We start from the raw sequence: 20,848 nt of genomic DNA, 5'->3' as shown, positions 1-20,848 counted from the left end.
CGCGCCGCTCCCCGAGACCCGGCCCCGCGTACCCTCGAACCCGTGCCAGCCTCCCGACTCCACCGCGTCGCCGTCCTCGTCCTCGAGGGCGCGAAGCCGCTCGACGTCGGCATCCCCGCACAGGTCTTCACGACCCGGGCGAGCATGCCGTACGAGGTGCGGGTGTGCGGCGCGGCGCCCGGTCTCGTGGCCGGCGGCGAAGGCCTGTCGTACCACGTGACCCACGGGCTGGAGGCCCTCGCGTGGGCCGACATCGTGTTCGTCCCCGGCTACCGCTTCCCGGACCGCGAGGACCCGCCGCGGGCGGTCATCGACGCGCTGATCGCCGCACACGACCGGGGCGCGCGGCTCGCCGCCATCTCGACGGGCGCGTTCGCGCTCGCCGCCACGGGCCTGCTCGACGGCAAGCGCGCCACGACGCACTGGCACTACGCGCGGGCGCTCGCGGAGCGGCATCCGCTCGTCCGGCTCGACGAGAACGTCCTGTTCGTCGACGAGGGCAGCGTCCTCACGTCGGCCGGCGCCGCCTCCGGCATCGACCTGTGCCTGCACATCCTGCGGGGTGACATCGGCGTGTCCGCCTCCAACCACGCGGCCCGGCGCCTGGTCGCGGCCCCCTACCGCAGCGGCGGCCAGGCGCAGTACGTGCCGCGCAGCGTGCCCGAGCCGCTCGGCGAGCGGTTCGCCGCCACGCGCGAGTGGGCGCTGCACCGGCTCGGCGAGCCGCTCACCCTGGAGGCACTCGCCCGGCACGCCGGGGTCTCGCCCCGCACGTTCTCCCGGCGCTTCGCCGAGGACACCGGGTACACGCCGATGCAGTGGATCATGCGTGCCCGCATCGACGTGGCCCGCGAGCTGCTCGAACGCTCGCAGCGCGGCATCGAGCAGATCGCCGCCGACGTGGGTCTCGGCACCGGCGCGAACCTGCGCTCGCACTTCCAGCGCATCCTCGGCACCACCCCGACCGAGTACCGGCGCACCTTCACCCAGGGCGAATAGCCCACCATCGGCCCGCCGCCCCGCCATGCCGGCGTGGCGGGATCCTTTTGAACCATGGCGATCACGCCGCTGTCGCCGGCGAGCGCCGGGCGCGAACCTGATGGCGAACGAAAGGGACATCGCTCATGACTCGGATTGCCATCAACGGATTCGGCCGCATCGGGCGCAACGTGCTGCGCGCGCTCCTCGAACGCGACAGCGACCTGGAGGTCGTCGCCGTCAACGACCTCACGGAGCCCGCCACCCTCGCGCGACTGCTCGCGTACGACACCACCTCCGGCCGGCTCGGCCGCCCGGTGACCGTCGACGGGGACGTCCTCGTCGTCGACGGCCACCGCATCAAGGTGCTCGCCGAGCGGGAACCGGCGCAGCTGCCGTGGGCCGAGCTCGGTGTCGACATCGTGCTGGAGGCCACCGGCCGGTTCACCTCGGCCGAGGCCGCCCGCGCCCACGTCAAGGCGGGTGCGCGCAAGGTGCTCGTGAGCGCGCCGTCCGACGGCGCCGACGTCACGCTCGCGTTCGGGGTCAACTCCGACGTCTACGACCCGGCCCTGCACACCATCGTCTCGAACGCGTCGTGCACGACCAACGCGCTCGCGCCGCTGGCCGCGGTCCTCGACGACCTCGCCGGCATCGAGCACGGCTTCATGACGACGGTGCACGCCTACACGCAGGAGCAGAACCTGCAGGACGGCCCGCACCGCGACGCCCGTCGCGCCCGCGCCGCCGCGGTCAACATCGTGCCGACCACGACGGGCGCCGCCAAGGCGATCGGGCTCGTGCTGCCGAACCTGGACGGCAAGCTGTCGGGCGACTCGATCCGCGTACCGGTCCCGGTGGGGTCGATCGTCGAGCTCAACACGACCGTGGCCCGGGACGTGACGCGCGACGAGATCCTGGCGGCGTACCGCGCCGCCGCGGAGGGACCGCTGGCCGGCGTGCTCGAGTACTCGGACGACCCGCTGGTGTCCTCCGACATCACGGGCAACCCCGCCTCGTCGATCTTCGACTCGGAGCTGACCCGCGTCGACGGCCGCCACGTCAAGGTGGTCGCCTGGTACGACAACGAGTGGGGCTTCTCGAACCGCGTGATCGACACCCTCACCCTCCTCGCCACCTCCTAATGAGCCGACAGCACACCGGTGGTGCTCCGGTCGGCCGCACGGGCCGACCGGAGGGCGCACGGGGTTGGCGGGGCGCCCGGCGCACGTCAAGCCACGGGATCCAGGGACGTGACCGTGCGGGGTGAGCGGGGCCTACTGGAGGTTCCCCCGCACCACCTCGACCCCAGGAGCTTCCATGACCCGCCTCTTCCGCACCCCGCGCTTCCTCATGCTGGCCGCCTCGACCGCCGTGGTCGTGGGAGGCGCACTCACCCCGACCGGTGCGTTCGCCGCCACCCCGGCGGCCCCGCACGCGGCCGTGGCCGATGACCGCGTAGTGGCACCCGACGATCAAGGCGGCACCGACGACAGGGGCAACCTCCTCCTGATCGGACGCGCCGGGGAGTCCCTCTTCGGGTCCGACCGGGGCGACGCCGACCCGGGGACGGGCATCCGCATCGATCCGCCCAGGAGCCATACCTGGTTCTGCATCAAGGCGCCGTGCGACGACCCCTTGGCCAAGCCCGTCCCCGACGACGTACCCGTCCCCGACGGCATCCAGGTTCCGGACGTGACCGTCCCGGACGTGACCGTTCCGGACGTGCCTGTTCCGGTCGAGGTGGTCACCCCCGGCGATCTGACCTCCCCCAACGGGTGACGCCGGGACGACGGTTCGCCGCCGCGCGGGGCCGCCGCCCCGTCCGGCGGCGGCCCCGCGCCGCGTACGAGCGGCTAGAACGCTCCTGAAAATCTTGTCTGAGGGGCCGTCCGGTGTTGGGCTGGGTGGCTCCTCGCGTTATGCGGTGGCCGGGGTGATCGTCCAGGTGCCGCCTGTGCGGGTGAGTCCGAGGTTGATCAGGCGGCGGAGGTTGAGGGCGGCGGCGCGGTTGTGGAGCCAGGTGTTGTTCTTGATGACGCCTCGGTAGGGGACGCGGCGGTTGCCTTTGGCGACGAGCCAGGCGATGGCACGCTCGACCGGTGGTCGCCATCGGCGGTACTCGGCCTGCCAGTGGGGGTCGGTGGCGGCCTGGTCGCGGGCGGCTTTGAGCAGGTCGTACTGGGCGTGGACGCTGAAGACACGGCCGGTCTTGGAGCGGGTGCAGCGGTCCTTGAGCGGGCAGGTGGCGCACAGTTTCTTGAACTGGGCCTGGCGTGCGCCGTTGGCCAGTGGCCGGCCGAGCCGTGCGGTGTGTCCGGCGGGGCAGGTGACGTGTCCCTGTTCGGTGTCGACGGTGAACTCATCGGCGGTGAACCCGCCGGGGACCGCCGGTTTGAGCGGTGGGGGCTTCAGGACCAGGTCGTGGCCCAGGTCCTGGAGGTGTTCGCGCAGGTCGCCGGTGCCGTAGGCGGCATCGCCCAGGGCGGTGACCGGCGCGTCCTCGTCGGCGAGGAGGTCGCGGGCGACGGCTGCCTCGTGGTTGCCGGCCCCGCTGCCGGCGGTCAGCGCGACCTCGGTGAACACTCCCGCCTCGGGCTCGAAGGCCACGTGGGCGCGGAATCCTTCCTGGTGGCGGGTCCGGTTCTTGTGGATGTGACGGGCTTCGGGGTCGACCGTGGACACGGTGCGGTCGCGGACGGTGCCCCGGGCGATGCGCCAGCGCCCGTCGCGGCCGTCGGAGTCGTCGGCGGGCTCCACGTCCTGGCCCGCGACCAGGGCCAGCAGCCCGACGGCGTTCGCCGCGGCTTCCCCGAGTTCCTGCTCGGGCAGGCGGCCCAGCAGGTTCAGTGCGTCGGTGACCAGGGCGTCGACCAGGCGGGTGCGGGCCTGCTCGTCGTTCCACGCGATCTTCGGCTTGCCGGGGTCGGTGTAGTCGTGGGCGGTGCACCAGGTCGCGGCGGTCCGCTCGGCGTGGGGGACCTCGCGGATGACCCTGCGGATCGCGGCGATGAGCTGGGTGACGGTGTCCTGGGTGGCGACCGCGTCATCCAACACGGTGGAGTCCAGGGCACGGCGCTGCTTGCCTTTGAGGACGCCGGTGGCCGCGATGACCTCTCTGACCTTGTGGAACAGCCGGTTCGGGTCACTGGAGCGCTGCAGGCGGCGGCGGAAGTAGGTCAGAAGGGACGGATCGAACGCAGTGTCGTGCAAGCCGAGCCCGCAGGCGGCCTTCCACCGCAGGTCACAGCGCAGTTCCTGAACGACCTCGAAGTCGGAGAGCCCGTGCAGGCTCTGCAGCACCACCGTCACGGCCAGGACCTGCGGCGGCAGCGACGGCCGCCCGTTCGTGGACGGGTACATGTCCGCGAACATCGACCCGGGGAACAGCACCCCGCGGTGCTCGGCCAGGAACGCGAACACACCCCCGGCCGGGATCAACTCCCGGCAGGTCTCCCACACGTCCTCGCCGACGCTCTCGCCATCCCATTCCCCCTGCATACACAGCAGTCTGGCCCCGCGTCAGCACACGCGAGGCCAGAACCCAGATTTTCAGTGATCTTCTAGTAGTGCTTGGTCAGGTGAGGTGTGGTCGAGCGTGTCTTTCTGGTCCGGAGTTGCGTTGAGTGGGCATGACTCCGGACGAGATCGCTGTAGTGCGTGGCGAGTTGGAGGATTTCGCGGCGGAGGTGTTCGAGCCTTTCGCGCGGAACGATCAGCGTCGGTGGGGAAAGGTCTACCTGCGGGGCTTGCTGACCGACGGGCAGCGCAAGTCGGTCGAGCCGATGGCAGCACGGCTGGGTGAGGACGGGAACCGGCAGGCCCTGGCCCATTTCGTGACCACCAGCCCGTGGGATCCCGCCCATATCCGGGCCAGGCTGGCCTGGAAGATGGAAACGGCGGTCCGGCCGACCACTTTGATCTTTGATGACACCGGGTTCCTCAAAGACGGCAATGCCTCGGCGTGTGTGTCGCGGCAGTACACCGGCACCGCGGGCAAAGTCACCAACTGCCAGGTGGGAGTCTCGCTGCACATGGCGTCCGACCACGCCTCGGTGGCCATCGACTGGCGGCTGTTCCTGCCCGAGACCTGGGATCCCACATCGCCGAAAGCGGACCCGAACAAGGTCGCGCGACGCGGCGCCTGCCAGATCCCCGACGACGCCGGGCATGTGGAGAAGTGGCAGCTGGCACTCGACATGCTCGACGAGACCCGCTCGTGGGGCATTGAGGTGCCGCTGGCCGTCGCGGACGCCGGATACGGTGACGCCGCGGCCTTCCGCCACGGCCTTCAGGCCCGCGGCCTCAACTATGTGGTGGGAATCTCCACCACCCTCTCGGCCCAGCCCGGCCACGCGGTGCCGGCGGCCGAGCCGTACTCCGGGAACGGACGGCCACCAGTGGCGAAGTACCCGGACAAGCCGCAGTCGGTGAAACAGCTGGTCATCGCGGCGGGCCGGAAAACAGCGAAGCCGGTGCAATGGCGTGAGGGCTCCCGGCCCGGCACCGGCCGCAGCGGCTTCAAGCGGATCTACTCGCGGTTTGTGACCATGCGGATCCGGCCCGCCGGCCGCGAGGTCCGCCAGGCGGCCGACGGCCCGGAGCTGCCCGAGTGCTGGCTCCTGGCCGAGTGGCCCGCCGACCAGGCCGAACCCGTCCAGTTCTGGCTGTCCGACCTGCCCGCCGACACCCCGCTGACCACCCTGGTCCGCCTGGCCAAACTCCGCTGGCGCATCGAGCACGACTACCGCGAGATGAAACAGGCCCTGGGCCTGGCCCACTTCGAGGGCCGCACCTGGAACGGGTGGCACCACCACGTCACCCTCGTCTCCGTCGCCCATGCCTTCTGCACCCTGCAACGACTGGCCCAAGCCCCAAAAGACAGGGCGCCGGCCTGAGTCTCTACCGCATCGTCCGCGAGCTACAGACCCTCCTCGCGACATGGACCGGCGTCTGCCCCACCTGCCACCGCGGCATACCCGCACCAACACCAACCTGACCAAGCACTACTAGATCCGTACTTCGCGGGTGGCTGAGTCAGGTGGAGTTGGTGTCTGGCCGTGTCCGGTCCGGGGGTGGCTGTGTTGATCCGGGTGTGACGAAGTCTTCCCGGTCCCCACGGCTGCGGACGGTGCGCCCGCGCATGGAATGTGTGGTCACCTCCGTGGTGGAGAAGCGTCTGGGCGCTCTGCCTGTCGCTGCCGAGTTTCTGCGCCGGCTTGATGTGGCCGGGACCGTCGACCGGCTGTGCCCGGGCCGCGACATCGCCCATGTGACGCACGGCCAGGTCATCGAGGTGCTGGTGGCCAACCGGCTGACCGCACCCGCACCCCTGTGGCGGGTGGACCGCTGGGCCCGGGAGTGGGCGGTGGAAGAAGTATTCGGAATTGAGGCGGAACTGCTCAACGACGACCGTCTGGGCCGGGCCCTGGACGCCATCGCCCCGCGGCTGAGAGAGCTCACCGACAGCATCGGGGCCCAGGCGATCGGCGAGTTCGGCATCGATGTGTCCACGTTCCACTGGGACATGACATCCATGTCGCTCTACGGCGCCTACCCGGCCGATGACCAGGACGAGGAGTATCCCCGCATCAGACACGGCCATCCCAAGGACCGCCGCTACGACCTCAAGCAGATCCAGACCGGCCTGGCGGTGACCGGCGACGGCGGTATCCCCCTGCTGTCCCGCGTCATCGACGGCGGAGCCGCGGAGATCTCCCAGATCACCGGCACCATGAACGCTCTGCGCGCGATGGCCGGACCGAAGAAGTTCCTGCTGATCGCCGACTCCAAGCTGATCTCATACGGCAACGTCACCGCCCTGATCGGGGCCGGGACCGATTTCATCGCCCCGGCCCCCGCTTCCAGGGTCGACGACGCCGTCTACGCCGCCCTCGACCTCGAGACGGCCACCGTCGTGGACTACACCCCCGCCCGCGACGAGAACACCCCCGCCGCAGCGCGTGAGACCTACCGGGTCCTGGAAGACATCCACCTTGTGACCGGGCCCCGCAAGAGCGATCCCCCGCTCCAGGTACGCCGGATCCTGGTGCACTCCACCGGCAACGCCAAAGGCCAGCAGCGGGCCCGCGAGAAACGCCTGGCCAAGGCCCGCGAAGACCTCGACAAGCTCCAGCACTCTGCCGGCGGCCGCTACTACAGCACCGCAGAGAAGATCGCCGCACGCCTCGGCGTGATCACCCGCACCCGCCGGGTCTCCGGCTGCCTGCACACCGAGATCACCACCGACGAAACCGGACGGCCCGCCCTGTCCTGGCACTTCGATCAGGACGTGCTCCAGGCCGAAGCCGCCGTCGACGGCTGGTACGCGCTGCTGACCACCCTCACCCCCGAACAGGCCGATCCCGGCGAAGTACTACGCCGCCACAAAGGCCAGGGCACCGTCGAGCGCCGATACAGCGACTTCAAGGGCCCCCTGGCCGTCACCCCTGTCTTCGTGCAGGACAACAAACGCGTCGCCGCACTGATCACAGTGATCTGCCTGGCCCTGCTGCTGTTCTGCCTGATCGAACGCCAGGTCCGCCGAGCCCTCGGCGGCGACCAGAAGATGCAGGGGCTCTACCCCGGCAACCAGAGGGTGCGGCCCACCGGCCGGATGATCCTCTACCACCTGTCCGACCTGCGGCTACGGGTCGGCAGCGCCACCGACCCACCCGTCATCGCCATCACCCGGGGCATCCAGCTCCACCTCCTCGACCTCCTCGGCCTGGAACCCACACATCCCCGCTGGCCAGAGACCTGAACGAACTACCCGCGAAGTACAGAGCTAGAAGTCCCCGTAGCGCATGCGCCCCAAGGCCGTCATCGGCCGGTCATGCGCGGCGACCGGAGCCGGGAGGCACGTGGAACCGGTCAGGTAGCGGTCCACGGCGGCGGCCGCCGCCCGGCCCTCGGCGATGGCCCACACCACCAGCGACTGCCCGCGGCCCGCGTCGCCCGCGACGAACACTCCCGGCGCCCGCCCGCCGCCCGCCCCGAAGCCGGCGTCCCGCGCGAAGTTGCCGCTCCCGTCGAGCTCCAGCCCCAGCTGCTCGCGCAGGCCGCCGGCCCGCTCGGGGCCCGAGAAGCCGAGGGCCAGCAGCACCAGGCCGGTCGGTATGACGTGCTCGGTGCCGGCCAGGGGGCTGCGGCCCACCGGCTCGACTGCGGTCAGGTGAAGCGCCCGTACCCAGCCTGAGGCGTCCCCCTCGAAGCGCAGGGTGGCTCTGGAGAACAGCCGGGGGTCGCGGCCCTCGGGCCCGCGGGCCTCCTCGTGGGCGTGGGAGATCCGGTACGTCTTCGGGTACACCGGCCAGGGCTCGCCGTCGCTCCGGCCCGCGCCGGGCTCGGGGTTGATGTCGAGCTGGACCACGGAGATCGCGCCCTGCCGCAGGGCCGTCCCGAGGCAGTCGGAGCCGGTGTCGCCGCCGCCCACGATGACCACGTGTCTGCCCTCGGCGGTGACGGGCGACACGGTGTAGTCCCCCTCCTGTACCCGGTTGGCGCAGGTCAGGTACTCCATGGCTTGGTGGATCCCGTGCAGCCCGCGGCCGGGGACCGGTAGTTCCCGGCGCTCGCCGGCCCCGATCGCGACGACGACCGCGTCGCACCGGCTGCGCAGTTCGGCCGCGCTGGTGCCGGCCGCCCCGCCGGTACCCGCTGCGGCGCCGGCCGCGCCGCCGATGTCCGTGCCCGTGACGAACTCCGTGCCCTCGGCGCGCATCTGCTCGATCCGGCGCTCCAGGTGGGCCTTCTCCATCTTGAACTCGGGGATGCCGTAGCGCAGCAGTCCGCCTATCCGGTCGGCCCGCTCGTGGACCGTGACGCAGTGCCCGGCCCTCGTCAGCTGCTGTGCTGCGGCCAGTCCGGCCGGACCGGAGCCGATGACGGCCACCGTCTTGCCACTGGGCTTCTCCGGCGGCCTCGGGGTCAGGTAGCCGCGCCGCAGGCCCTCGTCCGCGATGGCCTGCTCGACGTTCTTGATGGTCACCGGGTCCGCGTTGATCGCGAGGACGCAGGCGTCCTCGCAGGGGGCCGGGCAGAGCCTGCCCGTGAACTCCGGGAAGTTGTTGGTCGCGTGCAGCCGCTCGTACGCCGCGCGCCAGTCGCCGTGGGCCGCGTACGCGTTCCACTCGGGTATGAGGTTCCCCAGGGGACAGCCGGTGTGGCAGAACGGAATACCGCAATCCATGCACCGGTCGGCCTGCCGTGAGACGAGCGGCAGCATCGCCTGGCCCGCGTACACCTCGCGCCAGTCGCCCAGCCTGTCCTCTACGGGACGGGCCGGGACGGCCTCGCGGGGGATCCGGAGGAAGCCGAACGGATCGGTCACGCGCCGCCTCCCTGGATCGTTCGCGGCGGGGTGCACGGAGCGGCGCACCATGCTCCTCGTACGCGCATTCTGTGGCGGTCCGACCAGGTTACGCCGCCTTCGCGGCGGTGTAACCGGGCGAGGAGGACTCGGTGACCGGGCGGGCGCGGAAGGTGACGACCGGCCGGTGAGCGGCGGCGCGGGCGGGTGGCGTTGCGCAGATGACGGTGGGCACCCCGGACACCCGGCTCGTCGTACTGCGCGGGAACAGCGCGCTGCCGGCCACGGGCACCTCCCCGCGCTTCAGGTTCGCGACGGCCCAGGGCGGCAAGCGCCGCATCCACACGGCCCGAGCCTGCCGGCACCGGCCCGCTGCGGAGCTGCGGCCGGTCGACCCCGAGGTGCTGGTGGTGCTTGCGGAGGTGTGGCTGCAGGCCTGTGCGGGCCACTGGCGGCGGACCGCCCGGGACCGGCCCGACCGGCATCCGCTCGACGCGGACAGCTGCGGTCCCCGGCATGCCGTGGACCAGCGGCAGGATGCTGCCGCCTGCGGGCCGGCGCTGCGCGAGACCCTCGCCGGGCTGCCGGCCGTGGAGCTGAACTGCTGCTCGTCGCCTGGGAGCAGCTCACGCCCACCGAGGCCGCGGCGGTGGGCGGCGTCCCGGCCGGCACGGCCCGGTGATCCTCGCGCGGTTCACCCCTGACGAGCCTGTCCGCCGGCCCGGAACAGAGCGTTCCCCCCTGACCGGGAACGGCCGGCGGACCCGTCATCGGGCGTACCCGTACCCCGCCTCCGGTAGGCCTACGGCGCCGGAAGCTCGGCGAAGTCCGCGACCAGGCCGCGGTGGTGGCCCGCCGTGCCGAGGGCCAGGGAGTCGGCCTTGGCCCGCTTGAGGTAGAGGTGGGCCGGGTGCTCCCAGGTCATTCCGATGCCGCCGTGGAGCTGTACGCACTCCTCGGCGGCGCGGACGGCCACGCCCGAGCAGTAGGCCTGGGCGACGGCGACCGTGAGCGGCGCGTCGGGGGCCCCGGTGGCGAGGGCGTCGGCCGCGGCCCTGGCCGCCGCACGCGCGGAGGCCACGTCGAGCCAGAGCCGGGCGAGGCGGTGCTTGAGGGCCTGGAAGGATCCGACGGGCCGGTTGAACTGGTGGCGGGTGCGGACGTGCCCGACGGTCTCCGTCAGGCACCATTCGGCGAGCCCGAGCTGCTCGGATGCGAGCAGTCCGGCCCCGGAGAGCAGGGCTCCGGCCACGGCCGCCCGGGCTGTCGCGGGGTCGGCGAGGCGGGTGCCGGTGGCCGACCGCAGGGTGACGGTGGCGAGCGGGCGGGTCAGGTCCAGCGGGACCTGCGGGGTCAGCTCGGCGGAGGCGGCCGGGACGGCGTACAGCCCGGTGTCGGCGAGGACGAGCAGGACGTCGGCGGCCACCGCGTCCGCGACGGAGGTGACGCTGCCGGTCAGCGCCCCGCCTCCGGAGTCCCGGACCGCGGGCGGGAGGGGCGCCCCGGGGGCGAGGGTCAGCGGCACGGCAGGTGCGCACACCGTGTGTCCGGAGGCCAGCTCCCGCAGCAGCGGGGCGGCTTCCGAGGTGTCGCAGCCGAGCAGGATCTCCGCGGCCAGCACGGCACCGGTCAGGTACGGGACGGGCGCCACCGCCCGGCCCAGCTCCTCCAGGACCACGGCCGCCTCGCGGTGGCTCGCGCCCTGTCCCCCGAGCTTCTCGGGCACGAGGAGCCCGGCGGCGCCGATCTCGACGGCGAGGGTGTGCCACAGCGCCGGGTCGTGCGGCCGGCCGGTCTCGGCCCGGGCGAGGACGCTCTTCGCGTCGCAGCGGTCGGCGAGGAGGGCGCGTACGGCGGAGCGGAGCTCCTCCTCGGTCCCGGAGTAGAGCAGGTCGGTCGGTGCCGTCGGCAGGGTCGGCGGTGTCGTCGGTGCTGTCGGTGCTGTCATCGGGAGAGGTCCTTCCACGCGAGGTCCTTGTCGTCGCGCGGCTCGGGGGGCAGGCCGAGGACCCGTTCGGCGACGATGTTGAGGAGGATTTCGCTGGTGCCGCCCTCGATGCTGTTGCCCTTGGCGCGCAGGTAGCGGTAGCCGGCGTCGCGGCCGGTGAAGTCGACGAGCTCGGGCCGGCGCATGGTCCAGTCCTCGTACAGGAGGCCCTCCTCGGCGAGGAGTTCGACCTCCAGTCCGCTGATCTCCTGGTTGAGCCGGGCGAAGGTGAGCTTCATGCCCGATCCTTCGGGGCCGGGCTGTCCGGCGGCGAGCTGCTGGCGCAGCCGTTCCCCGGTGAGGCGGGCGACCTCGGCCTCGACCCACAGTTCCAGCAGCCGCTGGTGCAGGGCGTGGGTGCGCAGCTCGGGGCGCTCGCGCCAGACGGCGGCGACCGGCGCGATCATGCCGCCCTCGCGCGGGATGCGCATGCCGCCGATGGAGACCCGTTCGTTCATCAGGGTGGTGCGGGCGACCGCCCAGCCCTCGCCCACCGCTCCCAGGCGGTGGCTGTCGGGGATGCGGACGCCGGTGAGGAAGACCTCGTTGAACTCGGCCTCGCCGGTGATCTGGCGCAGCGGCCGGACCTCGACTCCGGGGGCGTGCATGTCGCAGAGGAAGTAGGTGATGCCCCGGTGCTTGGGGAGTCCGGGGTCGGTGCGGGCGATCAGGATGGCCCAGCGGGCGGTGTGGGCACTGGAGGTCCACACCTTCTGGCCGTCCACGATCCAGTCCCCGGAGCCCGTCTCGCGGACCGCGCGGGTGCCGAGCGCGGCGAGGTCGGATCCGGCGCCGGGCTCGCTGAAGAGCTGGCACCAGACCTCCTCGCCGACCCACAGGGGGCGCAGGAAGCGGTTCTTCTGCTCCTCGGTGCCGTACGCGAGGATCGTGGGCGCGGCCATGCCGAGGCCGATGCCGATCCGGCGCGGGTCGTTGCCGGGGGCGCCGGCGGCCTCCAGTTCGGCGTCGACGACGGCCTGGAGGGTGCGGGGCGCGCCGAGTCCGCCGAGGCCCTCGGGGTAGTGGACCCAGGCGAGTCCGGCGTCGAAGCGGGCGCGCAGGAAGTCGGTACGGGCGGTGTCCCGGGGCGGGTGCGCGGCGAGCAGGTCCCGGACCCGGGCGCGCAGCTCCTCGGCGGTGGTGGCCGCGGCGGTCATCGCGGGCCTCCGTCCTGTGCCGGTACGACAACCAGCCGGCCGGTGGTGGTCCCGTCGGCGAGGCGCTGCACCGCGTCGGCGGCCGCGGCGAACGGGACCCGTTCGCTGACCAGCGGTTTGACGGCGCCTTCGGCGGCGAGCCGGGTGAGTTCGGTGTGGCAGGCGAGGATCGCGGCGGGCTCCTTGGTGGCGTAGAGCCCCCAGTGCAGGCCGAGGATGGCGTAGTTCTTCACCAGTGCGTGATTGAGGGCGGGGGCCGGGATGGTGCCGCTCGCGAAGCCGACGACGACGATCCGGCCCTCGAAGGCGACGCACTTGGCGGAGGCGGTGTAGGAGTCGCCGCCGACCGGGTCGTAGACGACGTCGGCGCCGCGCCCGCCGGTGAACTCCTTGACGCGGGAGACGAAGTCCTCCGCCGTACGGTCGATCACCAGGTCGCAGCCGAGCTCCTCGGCGGTGCGCGCCTTGGCCTTGCCTCCGACGACCCCGATGACGGTGGCTCCGGCGGCCTTGCCGAGCTGGACGGCGGCGCTGCCGACCCCGCCGGCGGCCGCGTGCACGAGGAGGGTCTCGCCGCTCTGGAGGCGGGCGCGGCGGTGCAGGCCGAACCAGCCGGTCTGGTAGCCGATGTGCAGGGCGGCGGCTTCGGCGTCGTCGAGGGGGTCCGGGGCCGGGAGCAGGGCGCGCGCCGGCGCGGTGACGTACTCGGCGAAACCGCCGTGCGGCAGGCTCGGGTTGGCGATGACGCGGCGGCCGTCCTCGGTCTCGCCGCAGATCTCGACGCCGGGGGTGAAGGGCAGCGGTGGCCGGATCTGGTACTGCCCGCGGACGAGCAGCGCGTCGGGGAAGTTGATGTTCGCCGCGAGCACTCTGAGCCTCACCTCGCCCTCACCGGGTACCGGATCGGGAACCTCTTCGAGGCGCATGGCCTCGCGGGGCTCACCGGGGGTATGTACTCGCCATGCCTGCATCCGGGGCCTCCAGCCGCCGTCGAGGAATCACGCTCCGCGCGCATACTAAGCGGTCGCTTGCCTCTCTGGGAACCATCGGTCGGGCTGGATGGCCCGCCGAGCCGAAACGACACGTGTCATTCAGGCCGCTTCCGCCTCACCCGTCAGGCAATATGTGGCGTGCACGTGTCATGACTCAACGGGGAACTGCACCTGTCCAGGGGGGACAACCACATGAGAAGAAGCATGTCCGCGGCCGGAGCCGCCGTCGTTCTGGCGGGCCTGATCACCGCGGCCAGCCCGGCGCTGGCGGCCGAGGCGAAGTGCACGCCGAAGATCCAGGTGCTCGGCTCGATCGGGGACGAGTCGTACGCGCGCGACGTCCGGCGCAGCCAGGGGGTCTTCGACCTCGGCGCGGGCGACCTGGCCGTCGGCGTCTCGGGCTACAAGCCCGTCTACTGGACCGGCACCACGGTGCACCGGGTCCCGCTGGCCGACCCGGACCAGACGGGTCAGGTGCTCGCCGTCAACGCGCACGGCCTGATGGTGGGTGTCCTCCACGGCTCCGGGGGCGCCTCCCTGTTCACCTACCAGGCGGGCGCCGCGGCGATCACCCCGCTGCCGGACAGCGACGGCTCCGAGTACGAGGCCGACATCAACGACGCCGGTTACGTGGTCTCCCGCTCCAGGAGCTGGATCGGCACCGTCTGGAAGGACGGCCGGAAGGTCCGCGAGCTGCCCGTCCCGGCCGACGCCGGACCGGGCACCCGGATCACGATGGTCACCGGAATCAACAACCAGGGCGACATCCTCGGCATGGCCGCCCAGGACTACGAGGTCCCCGAAACCGGCGCTCACCTGGAGGGCACCTACCCCGTGCTGTGGCCGGGAGACGGCACTGCCGCCCGACAGCTGGCCCCCACCGGGAACGAGAGCCACGTCCAGGACCTCGACGAGAGCCGCCGGATCGTCGGCTACGACTGGGCCGGGCCGTGGCACGAGTACGCGCCGTGGGTCTGGGAGCCCCCGCTCACCGGCCCCGGCACCTCGCCCGGCGCCCTGAGCTCGCACCCGTACGGCACGTTCGAGGCGATCAGTGCGACGACGAACGTCAGCGTCGGCACGGCCAAGTTCCACCCGGACGAGATGACCCTGCCGGACCAGGCCCTGCTGCGGGCCGGTTCCGGTCCGGTCAAGGCCCTGCCGCGGCTGGCCGCGGGCAAGGCGAGCATGGCGGATGCGGTCTCGGACGCCGACCGGGTCGGCGGGGCGGCCGTGAACGCGAAGGGCAGGCTCAAGCCGGTGATCTGGACCTGCGCGACCGAGCAGGCCTACAACCCGGGGAGTTAGGCTGCAGGGCTCGGTCCCGCTCCGGGGGTGGTGATCTGAGCGCCCGCACGCTATCGATGGGCGCATGGAGAACCCCCGCGGCCTGCCCGCGCCCCCGCCGCTCGGTGCCGCCGCCCTGCCCCCCGGTACGTACGCGGGGCAGGTGGTCCTCGTGACCGGCGGCGGCACCGGGCTCGGCAAGGCCATCGCCACCGAGTTCGCCCGGCTCGGCGCCGATCTGGTGATCGCGAGCCGGCGCGCCGAGCAGCTCGAGACGGCGTGCGAGGAGTTGGCGGCCGTCCCCGGCGCGGGCCGGGTGACGGCCGCGGTCTGCGACATCAGGGATCCCGAGCGGGTCGCGGAGGCCTTCGACGCGGCCGAGGCGGCGCTCGGACTGCCGGACGTCCTGGTCAACAACGCGGCCGCGAACTTCCCCTCCCCCGCGGAGGACCTGTCGCCGAACGCCTGGCGGGCGGTGGTCGACATCACGCTGACCGGGACCTGGTTCGTGACCCGCGAGTTCGGCCGCCGCCACCTTGCCACGGGCACCCCCGGTTCGATCGTGAACATCGGCGCCTCGTACGCCTGGACGGGCGGGCCCGGCTTCGCCCACAGCGCCGCCGCCAAGGCCGGGGTGAAGAACCTGGTGGAGACGCTCGCCGTCGAGTGGGGCCCGTACGGCATCCAGATCAACGGACTGGTTCCCGGGCTGTTCCCGCACGCCGACATGACCGAGGACGTCCGCGGCGCACTGGAGCGGGCCGCGCCCGACTCCAAGGGCCCCCGGCAGCCCGCCCTGCGGGTCGGCGCTCCGCGTGAACTGGGCTGGGCCGCCACCTTCCTGGCCTCCCCCTACGCCCGCTTCGTCACCGGCCACACCCTCGTGGTCGACGGGGCGAACTGGCAGCGCCGGTCGCTGGTCAACCCCGAAGTGGTCCCGGTCCGTACCCAGCTGGGCCGCGGCCCGTTCCTCCCCTGAGGCCGGTTGAAGCTGAACGGAAAATCGAACCTCAGCCGGGCAGGCGGCAGCGTCCGTTCCGCGGAGCGGGACGGACGTCGGGAACGAGGAGTGCGGTCAGGCCGCAGTAGTGGGGGCGGCGAGGGTGACCTGGTGGCCGAGGGCCTGGAGCTGGCGGACGAGGTCGCGGGTCTTGCGGGCGGGGTTGAGATGTCGCTGGTGCCAGTCGGCGCCGAGTTCCTGGTAGCGGGCGTCGGGGTCGTTGATCAGGTGCCAGGTGATGACGAGTATCGAGCGGGCGACGGCGACGAGGGCTTTGGCGTGGCCGCGGCGTTTGACGATCCTGCGGTAGCGGGCGCCGAGGAAGGTGTCGGTGCGGGCGGCGGCGTTGGCGGCCTCGCCGAGGGCGCCCTTGAGCCAGGGGTTGCCTTTGCCGGCTGGGCCGGTGGTGTTCTTCGCTCCGGACTGGATCGTGCGGGGGCACAGCTTCGCCCAGGAGACCAGGTGCTCGGGGGTGGGGAAGCGGCTCATGTCCAAGCCGATCTCGGCGAGGATGATCTGGGCGGTGGCCGGTCCGATGCCGGGGACCGCGTCCAGACGCTCGGCCAGTTCCCGCGCGGTCACAGCGTCACGGGCTGACGACGTGCTGGTGTCGTCTGTGCGGGGCGGTCCGGTTCCGGTGCCGTCGTGCGGGGCCCTGGTCTGTTCCATGAGGTCGGCGATCAGCCGGTCGAGTTCCCGGACCTGCGCGGTGAGGTGGTCGATGGTGCCCAGCAACACTCCCAGCAGGCGGCCGTGATGTTCTTCGAACTGCCCGGTGAGTGCCTCGGCCAGGGCCGGCTTCTTCTTCACCAGGCTCCCCTTGGCGAGATCCGCCAGAGCTCGGGGGTTGCGTTCACCGGCGGCCAGGGCGTCGAGCATGGCCCGGCCGGAGAGGCCGAAGAGGTCCGAGACAACGTCGGACAGCTTGATCTGCGCGTCCTGCAGGGCCTTGTCCACCCGGTGCTTGTGCCGGGTGCGTTCCTGGATGAAGACCGTGCGGGTGCGGGTGAGGTCCCGTAGCTGCCGGACCGGCTTGGGCGGTACGAACGAAGCGCGGACCATGCCGCGTTCGGCGAGCTTGGCCAGCCAGACCGCGTCCAGCTTGTCGGTCTTCGGCCGGCCCGGGACGTTCTTCACATCGCGGGCGTTGACCAGCCAACATTCCAGGCCACGGGCCTCCAAGAGGTAGAAGAAGGGCCGCCAGTACGAGCCCGTCGCCTCCATCACCACCCGCTGGACACCCTGGCAGACCAGCCGGTCGCCGAGCTCGAGGATCGCGTTCGTGGTGGACGCGACCGTCCAGACCTGCTGGACGCGCCGGCCTTCAATGGTGTCGTGCGGGACGCGCAGACACACCATCCCGGACGCCTTGGCGATGTCGATCGCCGCGACCCGGGCAACACTTCCGTCGTCGTGGTCCTCCCTGGACTCCTCCATCGTCTTCCTCCCCTTGCGCAAGGTGCGGGCGGGGGCTGCCCGGGAAGCCTGAGGGGAGACAGAGAAGCTGAACGGCGTGCTCGAGACGACAGTGTGCGGCCCCTCGGACGGCTCCCTCACCAGACTCCTATGCGGGCTCACAGCCCAAACATCAAGCGGCGTCGGCGGACAGCCCCCGTACCGATTTTCACGCTCGCGAGGCGTCAACCGCAGGTGAACGGCTGACTCCTATCAGGTCATGTTCCACCTGGCCGGAGCCCTGGGGAACCGGGCCCCGGCAGCCGGACGGTACAGCCGGAAGACAACCCAGCAGGGTGTCAGTCAGTGGCAGAGCCACGACCACCGGAACCCGCTACGAGTATCAATGTCAGTGGCCGGTGCGAGGATCGCACCATGTCTCTCGCTGATCTGACCCTTGACCGCTGGCGTGCGCTCGACCCGGCCGCCGCCGGACGCATCGCACACGAGGCCGCCGCGCAGGTGGGCGGCCGGGTGGTGCTGTTCGACGCCGTCGAGCACCTGGGCGGGCCCCTGCACCGCGTCCGCATCGAGCGCGAGGGGCAGGAGTTCGCCCTCATACCCGGCGGGACGGTGCGGCTGGGCTTCGACCCGGACGCCTTCGCGGCGACGCCCGCGCAGAGCGCCGACTTCGCCGAGAGCGTAAAAAAGGGGTACGGGTACGGGCAGCCCGACCTGAAGTCCTATCTCGCCGACGTGCTCAGCCCGCTGCGCACCGCGACGCTGGCCACCGTGCTCATGGCCGTGGAGGACGAGTCCCTGAGCGATCACCCGTCCGGCATGCCGGACGCCCTCGCGGCGCGCGGGCTGCGGATGCCCGGCGCCGACGAGTGGGAGCACGCCTGCGGGGCCGGGGCGGGCACCCTGTTCCGGTGGGGGAACGAGTGCCCCCTGGACGAGCCGTCGTACGGGGGCAGCGGCGGCGTGCGGCACGAACCGAACGCCTTCGGGCTGCACATCGCCTACGACAGCTACGGCACGGAGCTGAGCGGGGACCCGACCGCGGTGCACGGCGGCGACGGCGGCGAGGCCGTCTGCGGTGGATACGGCGACCTGCTCGCCTGGCTGCCGCTGGCCACCGCCAACCGCAACCCGTACATGGCCGAGTTCGTCTACGGACCGGAGGGCGAGGGCATGTACGAGGAGTTCTCGACCCGGCCCGTGCTCAGCCTCCGCTGAAGCGCGGGGGCCGGCGGGCCGCCTTGGCCGTGTAGCCCTCCCGGCAGTCCTGCGAGGTGAGGGTGAGGGCCGCGGTCATCGCCACCCGGTCGAGGGCCGCGGGAAGGGCGGCGTCGGCGTAGCCGTCGATCGCCCGCTTGATGCCCTGGACCGCGAGGGGCGCGTTCGCGGCGATCTCCCGCGCCACGGCGCGGGAGGCGGTGTCCAGGTCCTCGCCGGGGACGACCAGCTGGACCAGGTTGAGTCGCTGCGCCGTGGCGGCGTCGACGCGGCGGCCCGTCAGGGCCAGGTACTTGGCCCAGCCCGCGCCCGCCTCGCGGGCGATGCGGAGGTCGCCGCCCGCGTCCACCGCCACGCCCAACCGGGCTTCCGGCAGGGCGAAGACGGCGTCCTCGGCCGCCACCCGGACATCGGCCATCAGCGCCAGCTCGAAGCCGAAGCCGAGGCAGTAGCCCTGGACGGCGGCCACCACCGGCTGCGGGAGGCGGGCGAGGACCGCGAAGCGCTCGTGGACCCAGCGGATGCCCTCGTAGTAGTTGCGGGTGCGCTCGGCGGCGGATCCGCCCGTGATGCCGCCGCCGGGGGCGCTCACGTCGATGCCCGCGCAGAAGGCCCGGCCCTCGGCCCTCAGCAGCACCGCCCGGACGGACGCGTCGAAGCGGATCCGGTCCGCGAGCAGGCCGAGCTGGCGGGTGGACTCCCAGCTCCAGCCGTTGAGCTTGTCCGGGCGGCACAGGGTGAGGACCGCGAGGCCGTCCGCTACCTCCAGCCGGATCCGCTCCTCACCCTCCGCGATCTCCGTGGAGATGGTGTCGATCACCGTGTCCCGCACCCCCGGCCCGATGGCTGACGACCTGATGAACTGACGACTCGTCAGACTAGGGGTGGTCGGTCAGCGGGGGAAGACCTCGAACGGCACGGCCGGACGGCCGCCGAAGCGGGCCGCCGCCTGCTGGGCGTTCCCGGTGAGGAAGGTACGGACGTACTCCTCCGGGTCCTGGTCCGTGAGCACCTCGATGTACGCCTTGTGCTCCAGCAGCGACTTCACCGAACGCTCCAGCCCGGGACCGGCGTCGGCCGCGTGCGTCGGCGTGGTGGATCCGGCCACCGCGACCCAGCGCACGCCGTTCCAGGGCTCCAGGCCCTGCTCGATGAGCTCGGGGAAGATCCAGCGGTTCCCGGCGTCCCCGGCCGCGTCCAAGACGGCCCGGCCGACGGCTTTGTGGTCGGGGGTGTTCCAGTAGCCGCCGCCCTGCGCGCCGCCCCACGTGTCACGGTGGTTGAGGGTGACGATCAGCTCGGGCCGGTGCCGCCGGACGGCCGCGGCGATGTCCCTTCGCAGGTCGAGGCCGTACTCGACGACGCCGTCGCGGTAGTCCAGGAACTCCACCTCGGACACGCCGACGACCGCGGCGCTGGCCCGCTGCTCCGCCTCCCGCAGCGGACCGCAGTCGGCGGGGGCGATGCTGTCGATGCCCGCCTCGCCGCGCGTGGCGAGGAGGTAGACGACTTCCCGGCCCCCGTCCGTCCAGTCCGCGATGGCCGCCGCGCACCCGTACTCCAGGTCGTCGGGGTGCGCGACCACCGCGAGCGCGCGCGTCCAGTCGGTGGGCATGGGCTGCAAGGCGGGCTGCTGATCAGGTTGTTCGGTCATGTCTCGCACAATAGGCGAATGAACCGTCATGGACAGGTGGTGGCGCTGCTCGACGCCACGGGGATCTTCTTCGAGCCGGTTCGCACCGCCTTCCCCGGCGCGGACGAGGCCGCGTGGGCCCGGGCCGCACTGCTGGATCCGGGCGCGGCCGGACCGGACGGGGCGTGGAGGCTGGACTTCCGGTGCTTCGCGATCGCCCGGCCCGGCGGCCGCTGGGTGCTGGTGGACGCCGGGGTCGGGCCGGCCCGGTCCCCCGCCGCCGCGTGGGCGCCGGTGCCGGGGCGGCTGCCGGACGCCCTCACGGCGGCCGGCATCGCCCCGGCCGACGTGGAGGCGGTGGTCCTGACCCACCTTCACGAGGACCACGCGGGCTGGACGTCGGGGGCCGACGGCGAGCCGTTCTTCCCGGATGCCCGGTACGTCGTCCAGCGCGCCGAGGTGGCCGCGCTGGACCGGACGGATCCGGTGTGGGACTGGACGGTGGCGCCGCTGCTGGCGAGCGGCCGGCTGCACGAGGTGGACGGGAACCACCGGTTGGCCCCCGGCATCACCCTGCTCCCGACGCCCGGGCACACCCCCGGTCACCAGTCGGTGCTGGTGGATCAGGGCGCCGGGGCCCGGGACGTGGTGGTCACCGGGGACGTGCTGGTGCACGCGGTGCAGCTGGGCGACCCGTCGGTGCCGTACTCCCACGAGCGCGACCGGGAAACCGCCCGGGCCTCGCGCGAGGCCCTGCTGGCGCGGGCCCGGGAGCGCGGCGCCCTGCTGGCCACCGCGCACCTGACCCACGCGTTCGTGGAGCCGCCCGGGGACGCGCCGCCGGACCGGCCCTGCTGAACGCAGGTGCC

General features: G+C 72.4%; 19 protein-coding genes. 10 read left to right on the top strand and 9 right to left on the bottom strand.

What is annotated here, in order from left to right; all coding sequences use genetic code 11:
* The first annotated feature begins 42 nt into the window (after nucleotides 1-42).
* The 3 genes from OG332_RS45300 to OG332_RS45290 all read left to right on the top strand — a co-directional run bounded on the left by OG332_RS45300 (nucleotide 43) and on the right by OG332_RS45290 (nucleotide 2,760).
* Entirely contained in the window at nucleotides 43-999 is a 957-nt protein-coding gene (locus OG332_RS45300) for a GlxA family transcriptional regulator (protein WP_327418919.1), read from the top strand.
* A 125-nt stretch (nucleotides 1,000-1,124) separates the two neighbouring features.
* Nucleotides 1,125-2,123 (top strand): type I glyceraldehyde-3-phosphate dehydrogenase, encoded by a 999-nt coding sequence (gene gap, locus OG332_RS45295; RefSeq protein ID WP_327418918.1) that lies wholly within the window; start codon nucleotides 1,125-1,127, stop codon nucleotides 2,121-2,123.
* A 175-nt stretch (nucleotides 2,124-2,298) separates the two neighbouring features.
* Nucleotides 2,299-2,760 (top strand): hypothetical protein, encoded by a 462-nt coding sequence (locus OG332_RS45290; protein ID WP_327418917.1) that lies wholly within the window; start codon nucleotides 2,299-2,301, stop codon nucleotides 2,758-2,760.
* Nucleotides 2,761-2,898: 138 nt separating this feature from the next.
* Here OG332_RS45290 and OG332_RS45285 read toward each other — a convergent pair whose 3' ends face one another.
* Nucleotides 2,899-4,479 (bottom strand): IS1182 family transposase, encoded by a 1,581-nt coding sequence (locus OG332_RS45285; RefSeq protein WP_327412293.1) that lies wholly within the window; start codon nucleotides 4,477-4,479, stop codon nucleotides 2,899-2,901.
* Between the two features lie 131 nt (nucleotides 4,480-4,610).
* Between OG332_RS45285 and OG332_RS45280 the strand changes: the two genes are divergently transcribed.
* The gene (locus OG332_RS45280; RefSeq protein WP_327417521.1) at nucleotides 4,611-5,876 is read left to right on the top strand and encodes an IS701 family transposase; all 1,266 of its coding nucleotides are present in this window, start codon (nucleotides 4,611-4,613) and stop codon (nucleotides 5,874-5,876) included.
* A 245-nt stretch (nucleotides 5,877-6,121) separates the two neighbouring features.
* Complete coding sequence (locus OG332_RS45275) at nucleotides 6,122-7,741, top strand: IS1634 family transposase (RefSeq protein ID WP_327414171.1); 1,620 nt, start codon at nucleotides 6,122-6,124, stop codon at nucleotides 7,739-7,741.
* Nucleotides 7,742-7,765: 24 nt separating this feature from the next.
* Here the strand turns inward: OG332_RS45275 and OG332_RS45270 are convergent, their stop codons facing one another.
* Both OG332_RS45270 and OG332_RS45265 read right to left on the bottom strand, forming a co-directional pair.
* Nucleotides 7,766-9,310, bottom strand: coding sequence for a glutamate synthase subunit beta (locus OG332_RS45270; protein ID WP_327418916.1), 1,545 nt, complete (start codon nucleotides 9,308-9,310; stop codon nucleotides 7,766-7,768).
* Between the two features lie 88 nt (nucleotides 9,311-9,398).
* Nucleotides 9,399-9,524 carry a hypothetical protein gene (locus tag OG332_RS45265; protein ID WP_327418915.1) on the bottom strand — a complete coding sequence of 42 codons (126 nt, stop codon included), beginning with the start codon at nucleotides 9,522-9,524 and terminating at the stop codon, nucleotides 9,399-9,401.
* On the opposite strand from OG332_RS45265, the gene OG332_RS45260 reads away from it, so the two are divergent.
* Nucleotides 9,511-9,993, top strand: coding sequence for a hypothetical protein (locus OG332_RS45260; protein ID WP_327418914.1), 483 nt, complete (start codon nucleotides 9,511-9,513; stop codon nucleotides 9,991-9,993). The two genes, OG332_RS45265 and OG332_RS45260, sit on opposite strands and share 14 nt — an antisense overlap.
* A gap of 98 nt (nucleotides 9,994-10,091) precedes the next feature.
* Here the strand turns inward: OG332_RS45260 and OG332_RS45255 are convergent, their stop codons facing one another.
* The 3 genes from OG332_RS45255 to OG332_RS45245 are packed head-to-tail and all read right to left on the bottom strand — an operon-like array spanning nucleotide 10,092 to nucleotide 13,404.
* Nucleotides 10,092-11,237: an acyl-CoA dehydrogenase family protein gene (locus tag OG332_RS45255; RefSeq protein WP_327418913.1), complete on the bottom strand. Its 1,146-nt coding sequence runs from the start codon at nucleotides 11,235-11,237 to the stop codon at nucleotides 10,092-10,094.
* On the bottom strand, nucleotides 11,234-12,433 hold the full coding sequence (locus OG332_RS45250; protein ID WP_327418912.1) for an acyl-CoA dehydrogenase family protein: 1,200 nt from the start codon (nucleotides 12,431-12,433) through the stop codon (nucleotides 11,234-11,236). The genes OG332_RS45255 and OG332_RS45250 overlap by 4 nt, the downstream gene beginning before the upstream one ends.
* Entirely contained in the window at nucleotides 12,430-13,404 is a 975-nt protein-coding gene (locus tag OG332_RS45245; RefSeq protein ID WP_327418911.1) for an NADPH:quinone oxidoreductase family protein, read from the bottom strand. The genes OG332_RS45250 and OG332_RS45245 overlap by 4 nt, the downstream gene beginning before the upstream one ends.
* A 213-nt stretch (nucleotides 13,405-13,617) precedes the next feature.
* Between OG332_RS45245 and OG332_RS45240 the strand changes: the two genes are divergently transcribed.
* Together OG332_RS45240 and OG332_RS45235 are read left to right on the top strand one after the other, a co-directional pair.
* On the top strand, nucleotides 13,618-14,733 hold the full coding sequence (locus OG332_RS45240) for a hypothetical protein (protein WP_327418910.1): 1,116 nt from the start codon (nucleotides 13,618-13,620) through the stop codon (nucleotides 14,731-14,733).
* 64 nt (nucleotides 14,734-14,797) lie between these two features.
* Nucleotides 14,798-15,691, top strand: coding sequence for an SDR family oxidoreductase (locus OG332_RS45235; protein ID WP_327418909.1), 894 nt, complete (start codon nucleotides 14,798-14,800; stop codon nucleotides 15,689-15,691).
* A 96-nt stretch (nucleotides 15,692-15,787) separates the two neighbouring features.
* Here the strand turns inward: OG332_RS45235 and OG332_RS45230 are convergent, their stop codons facing one another.
* Nucleotides 15,788-17,149, bottom strand: coding sequence for an IS110 family transposase (locus OG332_RS45230; protein ID WP_327411792.1), 1,362 nt, complete (start codon nucleotides 17,147-17,149; stop codon nucleotides 15,788-15,790).
* 393 nt (nucleotides 17,150-17,542) lie between these two features.
* Here OG332_RS45230 and OG332_RS45225 point away from each other — a divergent pair, with 393 nt between their 5' ends.
* Complete coding sequence (locus OG332_RS45225) at nucleotides 17,543-18,346, top strand: hypothetical protein (RefSeq protein WP_327418908.1); 804 nt, start codon at nucleotides 17,543-17,545, stop codon at nucleotides 18,344-18,346.
* Here the strand turns inward: OG332_RS45225 and OG332_RS45220 are convergent.
* Nucleotides 18,333-19,166: an enoyl-CoA hydratase/isomerase family protein gene (locus OG332_RS45220; protein WP_327418907.1), complete on the bottom strand. Its 834-nt coding sequence runs from the start codon at nucleotides 19,164-19,166 to the stop codon at nucleotides 18,333-18,335. The two genes, OG332_RS45225 and OG332_RS45220, sit on opposite strands and share 14 nt — an antisense overlap.
* 72 nt (nucleotides 19,167-19,238) lie before the next feature.
* Complete coding sequence (locus OG332_RS45215) at nucleotides 19,239-20,000, bottom strand: PIG-L deacetylase family protein (protein WP_327418906.1); 762 nt, start codon at nucleotides 19,998-20,000, stop codon at nucleotides 19,239-19,241.
* A gap of 18 nt (nucleotides 20,001-20,018) precedes the next feature.
* Here OG332_RS45215 and OG332_RS45210 point away from each other — a divergent pair, with 18 nt between their 5' ends.
* Nucleotides 20,019-20,837, top strand: coding sequence for an MBL fold metallo-hydrolase (locus OG332_RS45210; protein ID WP_327418905.1), 819 nt, complete (start codon nucleotides 20,019-20,021; stop codon nucleotides 20,835-20,837).
* Nucleotides 20,838-20,848: the final 11 nt, after the last annotated feature.

It is taken from the genome of Streptomyces sp. NBC_01233, assembly GCF_035989305.1.
In the GTDB taxonomy this organism is placed as follows: Bacteria; Actinomycetota; Actinomycetes; order Streptomycetales; family Streptomycetaceae; genus Streptomyces.
This window is presented reverse-complemented; position numbering and strand designations above follow the sequence as displayed.